We start from the raw sequence: 17074 nt of genomic DNA, 5'->3' as shown, positions 1-17074 counted from the left end.
ATTTAGAGCGTTTCAAATAAAACTGTAGCTATTTTCTCTGGGATCTGGTAGTGGGTAGTGATGAAAACGCTATCGTTGGATTTGAGACGGCGGCTCGTGGAGAGCTACGATGAAGGCAAGTGCACGCAGGCCGAGGTGGCTCAGCGTTTCCGGGTGTCGTTGGGGATGGTGAAGAAGCTGATCCAGCAACGGCGCCGGACTGGCCTGATCGAAGCCCGGCATCGGTTTTCGGGCCGCAAGGCACGCTTATTGCCTGATCATGGGCCGGAACTGAAGGCATTGGTGGGGCAGCATCCGGACTTGACCTTGGCCGAAATCAAGGAGCGTCTGGACTTAGGCTATACGGTCGGAGCGATCCATTGGGCTCTGGACAAGCTGGGGCTGACATATAAAAAAAGACGCTCCATGCCTCCGAGCAAAACCGCCCCGATATCGCGCAAGCCCGCCGCCGCTGGAAGCGCAGCCAAGGCGGCCTCGACCCGGCGCGGCTCGTGTTCATCGACGAGTCGGCGGCCAAGACCAACCTGACCCGGTTACGGGGTCGCGCCCCTCGGGCGCCAACGTCTGCTCTGCCATGCTCCGCATGGACACTGGCACACCACCACGATGATCTCCTCGGGCGCCTGGACGGCACCACCGCCTGCATGAGTGTTGAGGGCGCGGCTAACACCGAGGTCTTTCAAGCCTATGTGCTCCAGATCCTCGTCCCCTCCCTGCGTCCCGGAGACATCGTCATCATGGACAACTTGCGCGCCCATAAAAACGAGGACACCCTCAATCTGATCCGGCAGGCCAAGGCCCAAGTCCGCTTCCTGCCGGCTTACTCCCCGGACCTCAATCCCATCGAAATGATGTGGAGTAAGCTCAAGGCAATCCTGCGAAAGATCCAGGCACGAAACTATCCCCATTTACTCGACGCCATCGCTAACGCATTGGCGGACGTATCCACCAACGATGTCCGGGGCTGGTTTACCCATTGCGGATACAGTTTTATTTGAAACGCTCTAATGAGAATTGGAGCGCATGTGCCCATGCAAGGTTCTGCCTTGATTTCTCGGAAGTACAGTCCTATTTGTTGGCCCACCATCTCCATGAAACGCTTATTATCCCTTTTGCTGTTATTGTTAGCCTATGCCCTTAGTAGCTACGCTGCTAGCGATCCGTGGTCCATTAACATCGATTTTGGCACGTCAAGACAAACCCCGCAGCCTGCCTATGCTGCTGCTGCACCACTCAGTGGTTATTGGAATAGATACTCATCACTGCGTGCGGGCGAGTCCGTCGAAAGCCTCGCAGACAATAGCGGAGCAGTTACCGCCGACACGGTTAATGTCTCTTTTTCATTCTCGAAGGCCGTCTCGGATGTCAATCCCGGCGCACAACCCTTTTCCAAGGAAGATCAGCCGCTGCTCGGAGACTACCTGTGCACGGGTACCTCAACAATGACCCTTGCTGTCGCCGGGCTCCCAGAGGGCACCTACACCTTTTATGTTTACATGGTTGGTCGGCAGGACTACCCGAAGGCAAGTGAAGTTGCTATCGCTACAAGCAATAGCGCCCCTCAACCCAAATCGATCAGCGGCGTTTGGTCGGAGCAATATGTCGAGGGCGAATCATACGCCCGTATCAAGGTGGAGGTCAGCCATGCTGACACCGTACAAATATTCCTAAATGTTCGAAACGACGATGCCTTTATCAGTGGGCTTCAGATCGTAGCGGGAGAGGCCACCCCAGCGGCCCTCAGTCATTATCTGGGCGATGATAACGCCCTCGAGTGGTCTCTGGATAATTCATTCGACTGGAGTTATCACGACGACCAGTGGCAATTCCCCGATGGACGCAGCATGGCGATCCCCACGCTTTCGCCAGAAAGCTCTACCACGCTGACTGCCACAGTATCCGAAAGCGGGCATCTGGAGTTCTGGTGGTCGCTGGAACATCCGCAGGCACTGGACGCTCCGAGTACCCCAGAGGCCCCTGCCACCACGATGGCTCTGCTTGTAAACGGGGAAGAGTACCTGAGCTTCGACCCCAATACACTTTACGAGCCAGGTCGTTTTCAGCTTTTCGTCGAGGCTGGATCGACCATCTCCTGGCAGATTGTGAATGAGCTTTCAGAGAGCATCGAGCTTGGCTTCGAACTCGGCAGTGTCAGCCTGGAGCAGACGGACATTAATGAAGCTCCGATCATTAACACTTCCCCCTTTCGAGCCCCTCCCATGAGCGCAACCGTCGGAGAGTATTTTTACACGTATGTGACGGTGAGCGACCCTGATGGGGACACCTGTGTCCTTCGTGCGGAGGGGATGCCCGCGTACTTTTCGTTTACTTGCGATGCCGATGGGCAGGGGGATCTTCGAGCCTCGTCGCCCTATTATAAGGATCGTGGCGTCCATGAGATACAGATTAGCGCGAATGATGGAGTCCTTTCCAGCAGCGAGACCGTCCCCCTGGCGATCGAGTCTCCCTACGCTCCAGGCGTTATCCGTCAGCCTGAGAAAGAGCTTGATCTCATCCCAGTCTTGGCAGGAACGGATTTCACCTCCGAGAACCACTTCTTCAGCGAGACTGGAAACTTGATTGTAATCCCCTACGCTCCGGGGGACAGTATCCGTGAGCTTAGCATCTACGAGTATCGGGTGCTTGAGGACAGTTCATTGGAACTGGTGACAAGCTTTACGGAGGACAACCTGCCTGCTGGCTGTCAGTTTGGTGGGCGTGGTTACTGCGACGGGGACCGGCTGTTTCTTGGCGTTGGGCACAATGATCGAAACAGCCCACAGGGCTTGCCCTTTATGGCTGTGTACGAGCGTCAGGAGGACGGCTCCTGGGCGCTGGTACAGACTTTAATCTCCAGCGAGGGGTACTACTACCTGGGAAGTGGCAATATCCCAATTGCGATCCACGATAACTGGCTGGCGGTCATCTATCGCCACTACGTGACGGAGATGTCGGCCTGGCGTGATGCGCTCGAACTGTACGCCTATGGGGATGGCGAGGGCTGGACACTCCAGCAGAGTATCACCTCTGTCGGTGGTTTTGACAACCTCGGCTCCACGCTGGCATTCTACGGGAACAAGCTGGCAGTGGGTGCTCCTATGCAGGAAAACGGGGATGGAACTGCAATTAATGACGGAGCTGTGTACATTTACGAGCTATCAGATGAAGGTGTATGGAATCTTGATGGTGGTTTGCTCCCTCCTGACCCTTACACGTCCTATCCGACTTCTGCCTTCGGCAAGTATGTGGCCTATTCAGACGGACAACTTATCGTTTCTAATCCGTACTGGAATGCACATGGGCGCATGTATATCTACGACATCCCGCCTGTGGGCCTTCCTGTGTTGCGCCAGCAACTGTACGGTGGTGGCCAACCTTTGATCGCCCAAGATGGCTGGATGTTCACAACGTACAGATACAGCACGTTGGCCAACCGCTATGCGGGGAGTGTCTCTGCCTATCGACATGACAGCGATGGCGATTGGACGCTGGCATCTATTTTACTCAGAGAGGATGCCGAGCCTCAATCGTATTATGGCTCAGACGGACTAGCATATTTCGGCGGCACTCTCTATGTGACGACCGATAATGACGTCTCTGTTTTCACCTTTAATGCGTTTGAGGACTGGTACATGCAAAAGTATGGCTACTTGCCGACAGACCACGATGCCGCGCTCTGGGCAGATGCAGATAACAACGGACAAGCAGACATCCTCGACTACGAGAACGGCAAAAAGGCTCGGTTGTCAGCTCCCACAGCGTCGAGCGACAAGGGCCGAGTGAGCATCGCCGGGGTCGATTACGCAACTGTCGCCGTCAACCCTGACAACAATACCCCCGGCCTGAGCTGGCAGGTTCAGCGCAGTTTCAATCTGGAGGACTGGGATGATACCGGCATGGTTTTACTCAGAAAAGAGGAGAATGAAATCTGGGGCATCCCGTGGGATGACAACCGGCAGTTTTTTTCCGCCTCAAGCTGCAACCTCCTTTAACAGAATAAGTACGCTATTTCGCTTCGTTGGATAGAACAATGCCGGGGACGGTGGGGCCGTCAGTGTTGCGAGCATTCCGACTAGCAGCCGAGAATGAGGGAGAGCTGGTCGGGCTGGCTGAGGGGGGCGGCTTGGTAGCCGTGTTGGCGGAGGCTGTCGGCGAAGTCGGCGGCGCTGCCGTGGAGGGTCCAGACTTGGCTTGGGTTGACCTGCTTGACGGCTTCCAGCAACTCTGGATAGTCGGCGTGATCGCTGAGGGCAAAGGCGGTATCGGCTTTCATGCGGAACCGGCAGGACGCGTCCATAGCCCAGCCGGTGATGGCTGCCGTGCGCAGGCGGGGCAAGCCCTTCAGGAGCTTTGAGCGCAACGCGGCCGGGGGCCAGATAAGAACCTTTCCGTCCAACTCACTGCCGTCAAAGCACGCATAGGCGGGGAAGCTCACACCGTGGGCCTCGTAGGCCTGTGTCATGAGGTGGGCCTGCTCGTGCAGGGCAAAGGTCAACCCGGTCGTTTTAAGCCCGGCGAGCACTTCCTGCGTCTTGCCCAGAGAGTAGGCCATCAGGACGGGGGTGGCCCCCGCCGCCAGCGTTTCGTGGCAAAAGTCGGCCAATGCTTGCCAGGTTTGCGTCGGGTCTGGAAGTCGGTAGTGCGGACGGCCAAAGGTCGTCTCCATGATGAGGATATCTGCCGGGCGTAGCTGGCAGGGCTCGCACGAGAGCCCGGAGCGCAGCTTGAAGTCGCCCGTATAGAGCAGGCTCTGGCCCCCGGCCTCGATATAGGCCATGCTGCTGCCGAGGATGTGCCCGGCAGGGAGCAAGGTGAGACGGAACGGTATCTCTCCGGCGTGAAACTCGGTTGCCTTCCCGAAGCTCAGACAGTGCTCTGTGCGATCGCCCCCGAGACGCAGGCGCATGAGGTGCGCGGTCGGGGCACTGAGAATGACGGAACGGTGGGCGGCGGTATGGTCGCTGTGAGCGTGGCTGACAAAGACCGCTCCCGCTTTGGGACGGGAGGGGTCGAGCCACAGACCCAGACGGGGGAGGTGTACCCCACCGTGGACGTACTCTATGCGGGAAAATGGCACCGGTTTATCCTGTCACCTGCACCTTGCCCCGTCAACCGCACTCAGGCTGAGTCGTTCATTTGCGGAGAGGGGGCGGGAGTGGCGTGGACATCGTTGATGGAGATGATGTTTCGGCGGGTGTCGTCGGCGTAGTGGGCGGCAGTGATCTGGATGCCGGCGTGGCGGAGGGCCTTGCTGGCGGCGTAGATGCCGAATTTTTCCGTCAGGAGGCGTCCGTATTCTTTGCGGAGAGTGTGAATGGGGGATTGGGCGGTGATGCCTTTGGACCGGAGCCAGGCGCTTAGCTTGCGGAAGTGCGCATTCGCCCGGTAGTGGGCGTAGTCCTTGTCCATTTTCGGGGGGACTTTGGACTCGATGACAAAGGAGCCGGTGGCCTTCTCCTTGAATGTCTCCAGAATCTTCAAGAGGCCCGGATCGACGGGGACGGCCCCGATGGAGGTCTCGGTTTTGACGGAAAAGAACGTATGCGGAGCGATGACGATTTCTCCCCGGACCGCATCCACTGACTCCCAGAGCAGTTTGTCGATTTCGTTGCGGCGGAGCCCGGCGAAGAGGCTCAGGAGGAATATCTTGTATTGCTCGGGGTATTTTGGGGGAAGCTCTGTTTCGGCGGCGGTGACCAGTTCGCCGACATCGATTTGACTACGGTAGCGCATGGACGACGACTTCAGCATCTCGACATCGGCAAAGGGCAGGGGATTGGGGAGCTCCATTTCCTTGAGCAGCCCGGTGATCTTGGGGCTGAACAGCGAGCGTGCGTTGCGGACAATCGAATTCGCGGTGTGCTCCGCTTTGCGAATCTTGACCGGGTCATGCTGGGCCTTGGCGATTTCCGATTTCTGCCACTTGCGGATGCGGTCGGCGGCCAGGTAGCCCAGCGGGGTCTTATCGACCGCTTCACGCCATTTGAGGTGGTGCTTGTGGAAGTGGTCGTACCGCTCCTTGGTTTGGGGGATGCCTTTGATATCTGCCACGAGGGTGCGCAGCTTCCGGCAATAGGTGGTAAAGGTTTTGGGGTTGAGGTTGGCACGGTTCTCGACGGCCTTTAGGTATTCCCCAAGGGAGATGACCTTAACCTTCTCGTACTTTTCTCCTTTGAACTGGCGAATGGTTTCGTCCCAGCCGTTGATCTTGAGGCTCTGGTAAATGGCAGCGGCCCGCTTAGCGGCGAAGATTTTGTTATTCGAGCCCAGGGAGAACCACTCTCGGCGACAGTTATGGCTGACTCGCACCTGCCATTCGTTGATGGTCTCGGTGCTGCCGTCCTGCCGTTCATAGGTTCTTTTTTGAATGCGGTGCATCCAGTAATCCTGATGAGTTTTAGAGAGAGCCATTTTCAGCCTTTCGTGAAGTCCTTGGGTTAATCACTGTGCCATAACTGTGCCATTTTTTGGCTTTTCAATGGATTTTAAGTGTGGTCAATGTTGGTTTTTGTAAATCCATAAAATACTTATAACCATTTAATAGTAAATGCTTAAAAGCCAAACTTGACCACAATTAAAAACATAAAAGCAGAGGACTGAAAATCCTTGTGTCACGTGTTCGATTCACGTTCTGGCCACCACTTTAGATCCCGTAAATCCAGCGACTTGCGGGATTTTTGTTTGGCGGTTTTGTTTTTGGAGATGGTCATACCGCGCTTATTCGAGCTTTCCTTTCTCGGAGACAGTGATCCGTTCGATAAAGGGCTGGTCCGAACGGGTCCGGTGTTCGTTATCACTGCCGAAGGCTTGGATGGAGGCGATTTGGCGCTTGGCCAGCGGTTCAGACAGTTCCGCCAGGTATTTGCCGTAGAGCCAGACCTCATGGGTCTCAAAGGAGAGGTGAAAATGCTCTCCGCGCTTATTGAGCGAACTATACTTGAGGCACGACCAAGGCATCTGCCAGCATTCGCCGTTTTCATCGATCAGCAGCAGGTCTTCTGCCTGCGAGTGCGGATGGGATGAGATGCAATGGGCGGGACGGGATTGATCGGCACGGACCTCTTTCAGTTTGGCTTCTACTTTTTCGTTGGGGCTGACCTAGCTAAGATCGTAAAACATTCTTGGTTTATCAGCAATGTGTGAACGAAAAAGCAGGCTCAGCTCTCACAAGCAGCAGCGATTGATTGAGTACTATAACCGCCCGAATAATTACGCGCTGCCGTTCACAGCCTGCTCCAGGGCAGGGATATCGAGCTTAATCATCGTCATCATCGCATCCATGAGACGTTTGGCTCGGTCTGGGGTGGGGTCGGTGATCAATTTGAGCAGGCGCTTGGGACAATCTGCCAGCCTAGCCCCCAGCGGTTCTTCTGCCAACTACAAGCGATTTCCCCCACTCACTGAGGGCTGCCCACAGACGATCGACTTCCTCTAGGTCATCGCAATAGATTTGAAAAGATACCGCATCATTGTTCGTAGATTTAGGAGCTTCAAAAATCATATCATGCCTATCCCCCTAGTTGCCACATCTCGCTGCGTTTGCGATTAGTGAGAGGCTGTTTTTTGCGAAGTTCGGAGTAGCGGTCGTAGCGCTGACGCCAAGCGCTGGTGATTCTCGCCGTCAGCGAACCCGCCGAGCTTTCAGCAGTGCTTAACCAAGGCTTGAGATCGACGCCTTCGGAAGCAAAGAGGCAGGCGTAGAGCCTGCCCTCGGCGGACACGCGGGCGCGGGTGCACCCGCCGCAGAAAGGTTCGCTGATGGAGTTGATCAAGCCGATTTCGCCGCTACCGTCTGCGTAGCGGTAGCGGCGGGCGACATCGCCGGGTTGGGGCGGTACTGGCACCAGCGGGGGCAGGGAAGCGAGACGCTGCCGGATTTCTGCGCCGGTGACGACATCACCTTCGCTCCAGTTATTCGTCGTACCAACGTCCATGTATTCGATAAATCGCAGAGGGATGGCGTGCTCGCGGCAACGCCGGGCCAGCGGGAGGATTTCCGACTCGTTGACCCCGCGTCGAACGACTGTGTTGACCTTGACCTGCAGTCCCGCCGAGCGCGCTTGGAGGATCGCGTGCCAGACTTGTTCAACGGGGAGCGGGCGGCCCGCCATGCGTTCGGCCACAGTGGGTGAGAGCCCGTCGAGGCTGACATTGACGCGGTTGAGTCCGGCGTCGGCCAGCTCATTACAGGCGGTGTTCAGGCGCAGGCCGTTCGTGGTCAGGGCGAGGTTCAGGTGTGGGCCGAGTGCGCGCAGCCGAGCGACTAGCTCGGGTAGACGCGGACGCAGGAGCGGCTCGCCGCCGGTGAGGCGGATTTTTTCGACGCCCAAGTCGATAAAGGCGCTGACGAGTGCCTCTATCTGTTCGAAACTCAGCAGCCGGGCGGCGGGTAGGAAGGGAAAATCGTCGCCGTGGAGCCGAGCGGGCAGGCAATACTGGCAGCGCAGGTTGCACCGGTCGATGACCGACAGACGTAGGTCGCGCAGCAGCCTTCCTCTCTGGTCGGCCAAGGCGTGATGAGCGGGCGTGGAAGGAGCTGCGAGGGTGGCTGTCGGCATAATGAGGCGGTGAGAGTTCAGGTGGCACTGGGCGTCTGCGTCGGATCAACCCAGGTCTGGGTGCCGTCGCTGTAAAACTCATGCTTCCAGATGGGGACCGTGTCCTTGATGGCATCGATAATGAAGCGGCATGCGTCAAAGGCGGCATCCCGATGCGCGGCGCTGACGCCCACCCAGACGGCGAGCTCTCCCGGGATTAGGTGCCCGATGCGATGCTCGGCGCAGGCCGACGTGATGGCAAATCGGCGCTGTGCCTCGCGAAGGATTCGCCGCCCTTCCTTGAGCGCGAGGGGCGCGTACGCCTCGTAGGCCAGGGCGTTTACGCTGCGGCCCTGATGGTGATTACGCACCCATCCCTCGAAGCTGCAAAAGCCGCCCGCTTCCGGTGCCATCATACGATGACGCAGGGCGTAGACATCTATGGGTACGGCGCTGAGGATGAAATCCATCGGTGCGATGTTTTTGATTTTAACCGCCACAGACAGGTGGCAGGAAGGCGACCGTGTCCCCATCACAGAGGGCTTCCGCGGGCGGGCAGAACTCATCATTGCGGGCCATCTTGAGATGACGCGAGGCGAGGGTGAGCCCGTGGGATGCGCTTTGTAGGGTGAAAAGCTCGGCCAGTGTTTCGGCGGGGGTGTTGACGGTTTCCTCCGCCAGGCCCCGCGCCTGCCGGAGCTGTCCAAAGTACAGGATTTTGATTTGCTTCATCATGTGGCTAACCGTGGGTTGTGAGGGGACGTGTTGAGAGCGGTAACGCGTTTTGCAGGCTTTGCTTCAGCCGGAAAAAATCCTCGGGCGTATTCGCGTTGTCTAGTGCATCGGGTTTGGGCAGCTTGATCAGCCGAACGACCTCTGCGTGCTGGATAAGAATTTTGCGTGGGCACCGGAAGCCACTGTGGAGAGCATCCCGGAGGATGGGTGCGATGTCCGGCTCGTAAATGGTGCAGAGCGGTTCGGGCAGACCATCGTGGGTGCTGTGATAGGCGATGGCCAATGCATTGGCTTGCCGGGCGGCGATCAACGTTCGCAATGTGTCGGTATCCAGTAGCGGAAGGTCGCAGGCAACGGCGAAGATCGCCTCGCCAGGAAAAGCTTCCAGCGCCGCGAGCAGCCCCGCCAGCGGACCGGCGTCGTTCGTCTGATCCGGCAGCACCGGCGGGTCGTTCGGACTCCAGCCCGGTAGCGCCTGTCCGGGGCGGACCGAGAGGCAGACGGGCAGTCCGGTTTCACTCAGCAGTTGCGAAGTGTATCGCCACTGCGGCAGGCCGGGCGCGTGGTAGCACAGGGAGGCCTTGTCGCGGCCCATACGTCTGCTGTGGCCGCCGGCCAGCACGAGGCCCCGTAGCGGACGGGTATGATGAGTAGGTATGCTCATGCGGTAAAATCGGACTTGCCGCCAGACTTCGATAGAAGGCGGATATGGAGAATCTCTGTGCCGTGGCCTAGGCTTTTCGTCATGTCGTAGAGCGTGAGGGCGGCGGTGCTCGCGCCGGTCAGCGCCTCCATCTCGACACCGGTGCGTGCGGTAGTAGATACCCGGCAGCGGATGCGCATACCGTCGGCTTCCGGTGTGAGGTCGAACTCGCACCCGTCGATCGGAAGGGGGTGGCAGAAGGGGATCCACTGGGCGGTCTGCTTGACGGCCATCGTTCCGGCCACACGGGCAACTTCACTGATCGGGCCCTTGCTCGTGGCGAATCCCGCCTGAGCCAGCGTTGTCCAGGCGTCGGGCTCGAACCGCACAAAGGCCTCGGCCTCGGCCTGGCGTACGGTGGGCTGTTTGGCGGAGACATCGACCAGTCCCGGCTGGGCGTGCTCGTCGAGATGGGTGAGAGTGGTGTTTGCTATTTCCATGCGTAAAAACGAAAGTGGGAAGTGGAGGGAAGGGGGCTCTGGTGTGACGGGATTTCGATAAATCCGTCCGTCCCGGCGAGCCGGGCGTAGTCGCCGGAGTTACGCGGGGCAACCGCTGTCGCCGGGCCGAGCACGGACAGCCGTACCGGCAGGTAGCGCGTGAAGTCCGTCGGTGCCGGTGGCTCCCGTAATGAGCAATAAGCATGCCTGAGCGGGCGGCCCTCGCGCTCACTCAGGGCCGGGAGGACAAACCGGATCATCCCGGTCAGGGCGGCGACGGGATTGCCCGGTAGAAGGAAAATGAGCTTCCCCTCGGGGCGACACCACAAGCCCAGCGGCTTCCCCGGGTGCTGCCTGATGCCGTGAAAGACCCGTGTGGCCAGCGAGTCCAGCAGCGGTGCGGCCCAGTCCCGCCGCCCTCGCGAAGCCGCACCTGCGATGATTACGACATCGTGTTTATCCACCGCCTCACGGATACGGTCTTCGGACGCGGTCTCGTCGGCCAGGCGAGCACTTTCGCTTACCGGGTAGCCGGACAATGTGAGTGCGGCCTCTAGTGCATAGGCGTTGGACTGACGTATCTGGTGGGAGGCTGGCTGGACGTACACATCAACCAGTTCGTCGCCGGTGGCGAAGACCGCCAGGCGTGGATGTTCGCTGACGAGTAGCTCCGACAGACCACAGGAGGCGGCGATGCCAATCTCCGCCGGACCCAGCAAAGTTCCGGAAGAAAGGAGCGTCGCCCCCGCCGCATAGTCCGAGCCCCGGCGGTGGATGAATGCGCCGGATACGGGCTGGCCATCGGCTGGTAAATGAATGCTGCCTGCGTGCTGCCCCGGTGCGATTGCTTCGTAGGGGACGACCGCGTCGGCATGTTCAGGCAGAGGCGCGCCGGTCATGACTTCCCAAGCGACTGGGGCGGGGGGCAGTGTCGCCTGCGGGGCACCCGCATCGCTGCGGCCCGCCACGGGTAGTATCGCACCGGGTGCGGTTCGGCCCGTGTTGATGGCGTATCCATCCATCATGACACGGTCGAACGGCGGCAAATCCCGGTCGGCTATCACCGACTGGCGCAGGACGCGGCCAACTGCGCTGGCGAGCGGGCAGCTCACTGTGGGCGCGAGCCGCTGGCATTCCGCCAGCCGCCGGTCCGCTTCACAGACTCTGATAAGTTCAGGCATGGTGTTGAAGAGCCTCGTCCTCTCCAAGGTCGAAAAAGGATTGAAGGCCTGTGTTAAGTGTAGTTGATTTGTGAATACGACAGCGCAGGCCGCCCCGGCCTTTCAGCCACTCGAAGGCGCCGGGGGCGACGGCCTCGTCCATCCAATAGCAGGGGCGGCACTCTTCGGAGCCGGAGAATTCGCCGCCCCCCAGCCGGAAGCGACGCCCGATAAGGCCGTTCAGGTCCAGCCCGCGAACGAGGATGTTGCGCCGCAGATGAGCGGGGTCGACCGAGATGTTCAACTCCTGCCCGAGCGCCTCGGCCACGGCGGCGTCGAAGAACGTGACCTGCCCTTTGAAGTTCTCGGCGTGGCCGTAGTAGCGGTCGCCCTTCAGCCCGAGGCCGGCGTGGCACTCCACTGCTGGAACGGGTTGCATGCCGTGGTCGAGCCGTCCGCGCCCGTGGCGGCCCTTGAAGTCGTGTCCGGGCGAAAGCCACAGGGCGAGAATCTCGATGGTGGGCGCGTGCGGCATCGGTGGTCCTCCTAGAGGCTGAAATCGACCTGCACCCAGACCTTGGTGACATTGCTGGCCAGCGCGCCGACATTGGCGCTGGAGCCGCTGCCCCAGTACTGGGCGAACTTGACCAGCCCGGTCAGGTTCTCGGTGAACTTGCGTTTGATACCCACGTCCACCTCGTGCCCCCAGGTGGTGGACGTGTCGGCGGCGGTGAAGTAGTGGAAGCTTCCGAAGCCCTGGATCTTCCACGGCAGCGGGGCGTTGACAAAGACGCGGTAGTCCTGGAGTCCGCCGCCTACGCTGGTGGTGGGTGTGGTCAGGAATACGTCGGCCTGCCCGTTGAACTTGTGCAGGGTGGCCAGCGGGGTCTGGAAGGCGCGCTGACTGTTGCCGCCGAGATATTCGTAGGAGATACCCAGTTCCAGACCTTTGTATTTACCGGCGACGGAGACATGTCCGTAATTGAACCAGAAGTCCTGCACTGTCGCGGTTCGTGAGCCAGAGTTGTCCGTCTGAAAGGCGTACTCCAGCCGCACGGGCAGGCTCCAGTTGTCGTCGAGCTTGATGGTGGCCTCATAGAACAGGCCCGCGGTCGAGCCTGAGACGGCAGCGGCCTGCTCGAGGTCGAGGTAGTAGAAATACGCTCCGAGCGTGCCGACCGGGAGGCCCTCGTAGTGGACGTTGAAGAAATGATTGTTGCTTTCGAAACGCTCCAGGTTCGCGTATCCAGCCGGTGGATACACCCCGAAGATGCGGTTGACGCGCCAGTTCCACGCGTAGGATACCCAAGTGTCCTGAAGCATCTCGCTCGTCCAGCGAACGGCGTCGTAGGTCTGGTCGTTCTGGCGCCAGTCCACCGCGCCGACGAAACGCTGGTTGTCGAGGTTGATGACCTGCCGCCCGCCCTTGAAGCCATTGTTGAAGCCGCTGAAGCCGAGGAAGAGCTGGTTGATCTCGTTGTTGCGCGGATCGGGGATAACCGTCTGGGTGGGTGGCCCCTGCGGGACGGGATAGGGGCGGTAATCGTCCCCGTTGATAGACCAGTTGTTTTCAAACTCGGCCAGCATATACAGGCCGTAAAACTTCGGCGTCTCGTAGCCGACGCGCGTGCGCAGGGTAAAGGCATTGCTAGCCTCCAGCCCCTGCTGCTCCGCGTATTCGTAGCGCAGGCGTTGGTTGAAGATCAGGCGCCCATGCAGCGCCTCTTCGCCCAGGACGCCCAAGACCTTGCGCCCGAGTTCGGTGTTGGGTTCGGCGTCCTCCCAGCGGGCGGGCGCCGAACCCGTGTCGATGAGGCCGTCCGCGCGTGCGCTGGCGGCGGCGGTTAGCAGTAGTGCGGAGAGTAGCAGTATTCTCATGAGCATGGTGCGGTGAGGTTGATGGTACGGACTCCTGCCGCCGCTAGTGGGGCGGAGGCAGGACTGTAGTTAAAAATCATGACAAGTCTCAGTAAACGTCGCGGACGTAGCGCTTTTCTTTCCTGAGGATATCGACGTAGTGGCGGGCGTGGTCCTCGCCGAGTCCGCTGTGCTCGCTGATGACGGCGTGCAGGGCTGCATCCACATCCTTGGCCATGCGGGAGGCGTCTCCGCAGACATAGAAATGCGCTCCTTCCTCCAGCCAGGCGAACAGCTCCCGCCCCTGCTCAACCATGCGGTGCTGGACATAAACCTTGTCCGTGCCGTCACGGGAGAAGGCGGTGTCGAGCCGGTGCAGGTAGCCGCCGCTTTGCATCTGCGTGAGCTGATCCTCATAGAGGAAATCGCACCCGCGCCGCTGGTCGCCGAAGAACAGCCAGTTTCTTCCGCGTGCGGCGCTGGCCTGGCGCTCCTGCAAAAAGGCGCGGAAGGGCGCAATGCCGGTGCCGGGGCCGACCATGATCATTGGGCGCTCGGCCTGGGCGGGCGGTTTGAAGTGGCGGTTGGGCTGGACGAAGACCGAGACCGTGTCGCCGGGCGTAAGTCCCGCCAGGAAGGTCGAGCAGACGCCCTTGCGTGCGCGTCCGTGCGCCTCGTAGCGCACCGCGCCGACCGTGAGGTGGACTTCGCCCGGGTGGGCCTTGGGGCTGGACGAGATCGAGTACAGCCGCGGGCTGAGCTTTTTGAGCGTGCCGACAAAGTCGCGGGCGGAGCCGAAGCGCGCCGGGAACTGAACCAGCGGGTCGATGATCTGGCGACCGTGTAAAAAGGCATCGAGGCGATCATTGCCGTCGGCCAGGAGTTCGTTCAGCTCCGGGTGATCGGCCAGTGGCGCGTAGTGGGCCAGGAAGAGTTTGCTCAGCCCGGTGATGTCGTAGTGCTCGCTCAGCGCCAGATGCAGAGGGATGTCGCCGCCTTCGGGGTTGGGAACACTTTCGTCGCCGTCAAAGCCCGTGATGCGCAGGATCTCCGCGACCAGCTCCGGACAGTTGCGTGGGAAAACGCCGAGGGCGTCGCCCGCCTCGTAGGTCAGCCCGGAGCCCTCCAGCGAAAAGGCCAGATGGCGGGTTTCCTTGAGTGAACCCTCACGGTTCAAGTTGAGGTTTTCCAGGATCGGTGCAGGGAAGGGATTCTTACGGCTATGGCCAGTTTCCTGCGGTTGGGGAGATTCCAACTCTGTCACGGTCGAGGTGACTTCGTTGGCGCCGCCCGCTGGGGATTTATCGGCCGCTTTCAGCACAGCGTCGAACCACTGTGCGTAGGCGTCCTCGAAATCCACGTCGCAGTAAACGCTCTCGCACAGCCGCTGCGCACCCAGCTCGCTCAAGCGCTGGTCAAACTCCTTCGCGCAGCGGTTGAAGTCCGGGTAGTTGGAGTCGCCCAGACCGAGCACGGTGTAGCGGAGCTTGTCCAGGCGCGGGGCCTGGGCGCCATGAAGGAAATCGTGGAGCGGTTTGGCGTTGTCGGGCGGCTCGCCCTCGCCGTAGGTGGAGGTGATGATGACGAGCTGGGTGGCCGTTGCCAACTGCTCGTGCGGATAGCTCTCCATGTCGATCACCTCGGGGGTGAAGCCGCCAGCCTTGGCCGCCTTGGCGGCCTGCCGGGCGAGGGACTCGGCGTTACCGGTCTGTGAGCCGTAGAGGATGGGCAGTGCGGGGCCGCTCTGCTGAGGCGCCTGCGAAGCGGGTGCCTGAGAGAAGATGCCGGCCAGCATGCCATTGAGCCATGAGCGCTGCTCGGAGGTGAAGGGCGCGTTCCCGGGAACGCAGGGAACGGTGAGGGTGGATTCAGTGGTGGACATGATCGCTGAAGAGTGTTTTGAGTTCGTCGGTGGAGTGGCGGCGTGTGAAGGCGATAAAGCTTTCCGCGGGCTGCCGCTGTTTCAGGTAAGTGCTCAGGATGCGCTCCAGAAGAGTCGGGACATCGGTGAAGGGAACGCTGGGGAAGACCTCGCGGGCGATGCCCTGCTCGTTGTCCACGCCGCCACCGAGCACGATGTGATAGCCCTCGACGGTTTCTTCGCCGACCTTGACTTTGGTGCCGAGCAGGCCGATATCGCCGATGTAGTGCTGCGCGCAGGAGTGGGGGCATCCGGTGAGGTGGATGTTGATCGGCTGGTCGAGTTGTACGCGCTCGCGGAGGTACTCGCCCAGCGCGATGGCCTGCGCCTTGGTCGCGGTGGCGGCATACTTGCAGCCCGCGTTTCCGGTGCAGGCGACCAGTCCGTTGGCTATGGGGTCGTGGGTGTAGTCAAAGCCCAACTCGCGCAGCCCCTGCTTGAGGTGTTCGAGCTGTTCGTCCGGTACGTGGGGGATGATCAGGTTCTGCCACACGGTCAGGCGGACCTCTCCGCGTCCGTGCCGGCGGGCCAGCCGGGCCAGCCCCTTCATTTGGCCGGCGGTCATGTGGCCGACGGGGACGGTGACGCCGACGTAGTTCAGGCCGTCATGCTTTTGCGGATACACGCCGATATAGCCGTGGCGTCGGACGGGGCGGCGTGGATCGCATTTTTCAAGGTCCAGACGGCGCAGGGGAAAGGCGAGCTTCCTGTCCGTTTCCTCCAGAAATTTTTCCGTCCCCCAGTCATCGACTAGGTACTTCAGGCGAGCCTTCTTGCGGTTGGTGCGATCGCCGTTCTCGATGAAAACGCGCAGCATGGCGGCGGCCACGGCGACACACTCTGCGGGCTTGAGCAGAAGCCCGCAGTCCTGTGCGAACTGCTTGTGTCCGGTGATGCCGCACAACTGTGCGCGGAAGTACACGCCCGGTTCGGCCTCGGGGTGCCTCTCACCCACGCGGACCGCGTAGAACCCGATGTCATTGGTGTCGGCGCATACGCTGACCGAGCCGCCGTTGTCGAAGGCGATGTTGAATTTGCGGGGCAGATCGTAGAGGTCGCGATTATTGAGGATGTAGTGGTGCATGGCGCGCGCCAGCGGTAGCACGTCAAAAACCTCGTCCGGGTCGAATCCGCTGGTGGGGGAGGCGGTGATGTTGCGCACATTATCCGCGCCGGAGCCTTGCGCGGTGAGGCCGAGCTCGCGCAGTTTCACCAGTACGTCCACGCTGTCCCGGGGCATGATCTCGCGGATCTGGATGTTGCCGCGGGTGGTGACGTGGGCATAGCCGCCGCCCCAGTCCTCGGCGATTTCGGCCAGGCCCTCAAGCTGGTGATCGCGCAGGATGCAGCCGGGGATGCGGCAGCGCAGCATGAGCGACTCCTGCGCGGGGCTGACATAAAACAACCCGTGAAATTTATAGCGGAAAACGTCGCCGCCCTCGGGGAATTTATCGCGCGCGGCGTTGTCGAGCATCTTTTCCCAGATGTCCAGTCCGTGCTGCTCGGACTTGATACGTTCCTCTTTGCACAGGTCCTCGATCGCGACACCGTGCACGTGCGTGGCGGCCTGATTGCCAGTGACGGCGGCGGACGGATCGCCCGTGATCAGGCCCGAAGCGGTCTGGCCGACAAAGGGTGTCAGGCGCTGGGAGACGCCGGCGAAAAAGCCCAGCAGGTATTGCTTCTGATCGGGAGAGAACTCGTTGGAAGTATTCATAGTC

General features: G+C 60.3%; 18 protein-coding genes. 3 read left to right on the top strand and 15 right to left on the bottom strand.

What is annotated here, in order from left to right:
• The first annotated feature begins 60 nt into the window (after positions 1-60).
• From H5P28_RS14585 to H5P28_RS14575, 3 genes are all read left to right on the top strand, one after another.
• A complete protein-coding gene (locus H5P28_RS14585; RefSeq protein WP_185673748.1) occupies positions 61-528 on the top strand; it encodes a transposase in 468 nt (155 codons plus the stop codon).
• On the top strand, positions 432-998 hold the full coding sequence (locus tag H5P28_RS14580; RefSeq protein WP_343075482.1) for an IS630 family transposase: 567 nt from the start codon (positions 432-434) through the stop codon (positions 996-998). Before H5P28_RS14585 ends, H5P28_RS14580 begins: the two co-directional genes overlap by 97 nt.
• 93 nt (positions 999-1091) lie before the next feature.
• Positions 1092-3992, top strand: a complete 2901-nt coding sequence (locus tag H5P28_RS14575; protein WP_185676442.1) for a hypothetical protein — start codon at positions 1092-1094, stop codon at positions 3990-3992.
• Positions 3993-4072: 80 nt separating this feature from the next.
• Here H5P28_RS14575 and H5P28_RS20025 read toward each other — a convergent pair whose 3' ends face one another.
• The 15 genes from H5P28_RS20025 to H5P28_RS14500 all read right to left on the bottom strand — a co-directional run bounded on the left by H5P28_RS20025 (position 4073) and on the right by H5P28_RS14500 (position 17070).
• Positions 4073-5077 carry an MBL fold metallo-hydrolase RNA specificity domain-containing protein gene (locus tag H5P28_RS20025; protein WP_185676441.1) on the bottom strand — a complete coding sequence of 335 codons (1005 nt, stop codon included), beginning with the start codon at positions 5075-5077 and terminating at the stop codon, positions 4073-4075.
• A 41-nt stretch (positions 5078-5118) separates the two neighbouring features.
• Complete coding sequence (locus H5P28_RS14565) at positions 5119-6378, bottom strand: tyrosine-type recombinase/integrase (protein WP_185676440.1); 1260 nt, start codon at positions 6376-6378, stop codon at positions 5119-5121.
• A gap of 339 nt (positions 6379-6717) precedes the next feature.
• Positions 6718-6957: a hypothetical protein gene (locus tag H5P28_RS14560; RefSeq protein WP_185676439.1), complete on the bottom strand. Its 240-nt coding sequence runs from the start codon at positions 6955-6957 to the stop codon at positions 6718-6720.
• A gap of 252 nt (positions 6958-7209) precedes the next feature.
• Positions 7210-7377 carry a hypothetical protein gene (locus tag H5P28_RS14555; protein WP_185676446.1) on the bottom strand — a complete coding sequence of 56 codons (168 nt, stop codon included), beginning with the start codon at positions 7375-7377 and terminating at the stop codon, positions 7210-7212.
• The gene (locus tag H5P28_RS20145; RefSeq protein WP_185676438.1) at positions 7352-7501 is read right to left on the bottom strand and encodes a VOC family protein; all 150 of its coding nucleotides are present in this window, start codon (positions 7499-7501) and stop codon (positions 7352-7354) included. Before H5P28_RS20145 ends, H5P28_RS14555 begins: the two co-directional genes overlap by 26 nt.
• A gap of 7 nt (positions 7502-7508) precedes the next feature.
• Positions 7509-8558 carry a GTP 3',8-cyclase MoaA gene (gene moaA, locus H5P28_RS14545; protein WP_185676437.1) on the bottom strand — a complete coding sequence of 350 codons (1050 nt, stop codon included), beginning with the start codon at positions 8556-8558 and terminating at the stop codon, positions 7509-7511.
• 17 nt (positions 8559-8575) lie between these two features.
• Complete coding sequence (locus H5P28_RS14540; RefSeq protein WP_185676436.1) at positions 8576-9007, bottom strand: molybdenum cofactor biosynthesis protein MoaE; 432 nt, start codon at positions 9005-9007, stop codon at positions 8576-8578.
• 19 nt (positions 9008-9026) lie between these two features.
• Complete coding sequence (locus tag H5P28_RS14535; protein ID WP_221773436.1) at positions 9027-9272, bottom strand: MoaD/ThiS family protein; 246 nt, start codon at positions 9270-9272, stop codon at positions 9027-9029.
• 4 nt (positions 9273-9276) lie between these two features.
• Positions 9277-9936, bottom strand: coding sequence for a molybdenum cofactor guanylyltransferase (gene mobA / locus H5P28_RS14530; protein ID WP_185676435.1), 660 nt, complete (start codon positions 9934-9936; stop codon positions 9277-9279).
• The gene (gene moaC / locus H5P28_RS14525) at positions 9933-10415 is read right to left on the bottom strand and encodes a cyclic pyranopterin monophosphate synthase MoaC (protein WP_185676434.1); all 483 of its coding nucleotides are present in this window, start codon (positions 10413-10415) and stop codon (positions 9933-9935) included. Before moaC ends, mobA begins: the two co-directional genes overlap by 4 nt.
• Positions 10406-11596: a molybdopterin molybdotransferase MoeA gene (locus tag H5P28_RS14520; protein ID WP_185676433.1), complete on the bottom strand. Its 1191-nt coding sequence runs from the start codon at positions 11594-11596 to the stop codon at positions 10406-10408. The genes moaC and H5P28_RS14520 overlap by 10 nt, the downstream gene beginning before the upstream one ends.
• Positions 11589-12110: an MOSC domain-containing protein gene (locus H5P28_RS14515; protein WP_185676432.1), complete on the bottom strand. Its 522-nt coding sequence runs from the start codon at positions 12108-12110 to the stop codon at positions 11589-11591. Before H5P28_RS14515 ends, H5P28_RS14520 begins: the two co-directional genes overlap by 8 nt.
• Positions 12111-12121: 11 nt before the next feature.
• Positions 12122-13453, bottom strand: coding sequence for an alginate export family protein (locus H5P28_RS14510; protein WP_185676431.1), 1332 nt, complete (start codon positions 13451-13453; stop codon positions 12122-12124).
• Positions 13454-13541: 88 nt separating this feature from the next.
• Entirely contained in the window at positions 13542-15314 is a 1773-nt protein-coding gene (locus H5P28_RS14505; protein ID WP_185676430.1) for a sulfite reductase subunit alpha, read from the bottom strand.
• Positions 15301-17070, bottom strand: coding sequence for a NirA family protein (locus H5P28_RS14500; protein ID WP_185676429.1), 1770 nt, complete (start codon positions 17068-17070; stop codon positions 15301-15303). Before H5P28_RS14500 ends, H5P28_RS14505 begins: the two co-directional genes overlap by 14 nt.
• Positions 17071-17074 lie beyond the last annotated feature (4 nt).

The organism is Ruficoccus amylovorans (assembly GCF_014230085.1).
GTDB lineage: Bacteria > Verrucomicrobiota > Verrucomicrobiia > Opitutales > Cerasicoccaceae > Ruficoccus > Ruficoccus amylovorans.
The sequence above is the reverse complement of the archived record's forward strand: the minus strand, read 5'-3'. Positions and strand labels throughout refer to the sequence as shown.

Bases quoted from the DNA above. Each gene is read 5' to 3' on its own strand.
- H5P28_RS14515 (WP_185676432.1), bottom strand. From the start codon at position 12,110: ATGCCGCACGCGCCCACCATCGAGATTCTCGCCCTGTGGCTTTCGCCC.
- H5P28_RS20145 (WP_185676438.1), bottom strand. From the start codon at position 7,501: ATGATTTTTGAAGCTCCTAAATCTACGAACAATGATGCGGTATCTTTT.
- H5P28_RS14575 (WP_185676442.1), top strand. From the start codon at position 1,092: ATGAAACGCTTATTATCCCTTTTGCTGTTATTGTTAGCCTATGCCCTT.
- H5P28_RS14520 (WP_185676433.1), bottom strand. From the start codon at position 11,596: ATGCCTGAACTTATCAGAGTCTGTGAAGCGGACCGGCGGCTGGCGGAA.
- moaC (WP_185676434.1), bottom strand. From the start codon at position 10,415: ATGGAAATAGCAAACACCACTCTCACCCATCTCGACGAGCACGCCCAG.
- H5P28_RS14500 (WP_185676429.1), bottom strand. From the start codon at position 17,070: ATGAATACTTCCAACGAGTTCTCTCCCGATCAGAAGCAATACCTGCTG.
- H5P28_RS14560 (WP_185676439.1), bottom strand. From the start codon at position 6,957: ATGCCTTGGTCGTGCCTCAAGTATAGTTCGCTCAATAAGCGCGGAGAG.
- H5P28_RS14510 (WP_185676431.1), bottom strand. From the start codon at position 13,453: ATGAGAATACTGCTACTCTCCGCACTACTGCTAACCGCCGCCGCCAGC.
- H5P28_RS14535 (WP_221773436.1), bottom strand. From the start codon at position 9,272: ATGATGAAGCAAATCAAAATCCTGTACTTTGGACAGCTCCGGCAGGCG.
- moaA (WP_185676437.1), bottom strand. From the start codon at position 8,558: ATGCCGACAGCCACCCTCGCAGCTCCTTCCACGCCCGCTCATCACGCC.
- H5P28_RS14565 (WP_185676440.1), bottom strand. From the start codon at position 6,378: ATGCACCGCATTCAAAAAAGAACCTATGAACGGCAGGACGGCAGCACC.
- H5P28_RS14585 (WP_185673748.1), top strand. From the start codon at position 61: ATGAAAACGCTATCGTTGGATTTGAGACGGCGGCTCGTGGAGAGCTAC.
- H5P28_RS14540 (WP_185676436.1), bottom strand. From the start codon at position 9,007: ATGGATTTCATCCTCAGCGCCGTACCCATAGATGTCTACGCCCTGCGT.
- H5P28_RS14505 (WP_185676430.1), bottom strand. From the start codon at position 15,314: ATGTCCACCACTGAATCCACCCTCACCGTTCCCTGCGTTCCCGGGAAC.
- mobA (WP_185676435.1), bottom strand. From the start codon at position 9,936: ATGAGCATACCTACTCATCATACCCGTCCGCTACGGGGCCTCGTGCTG.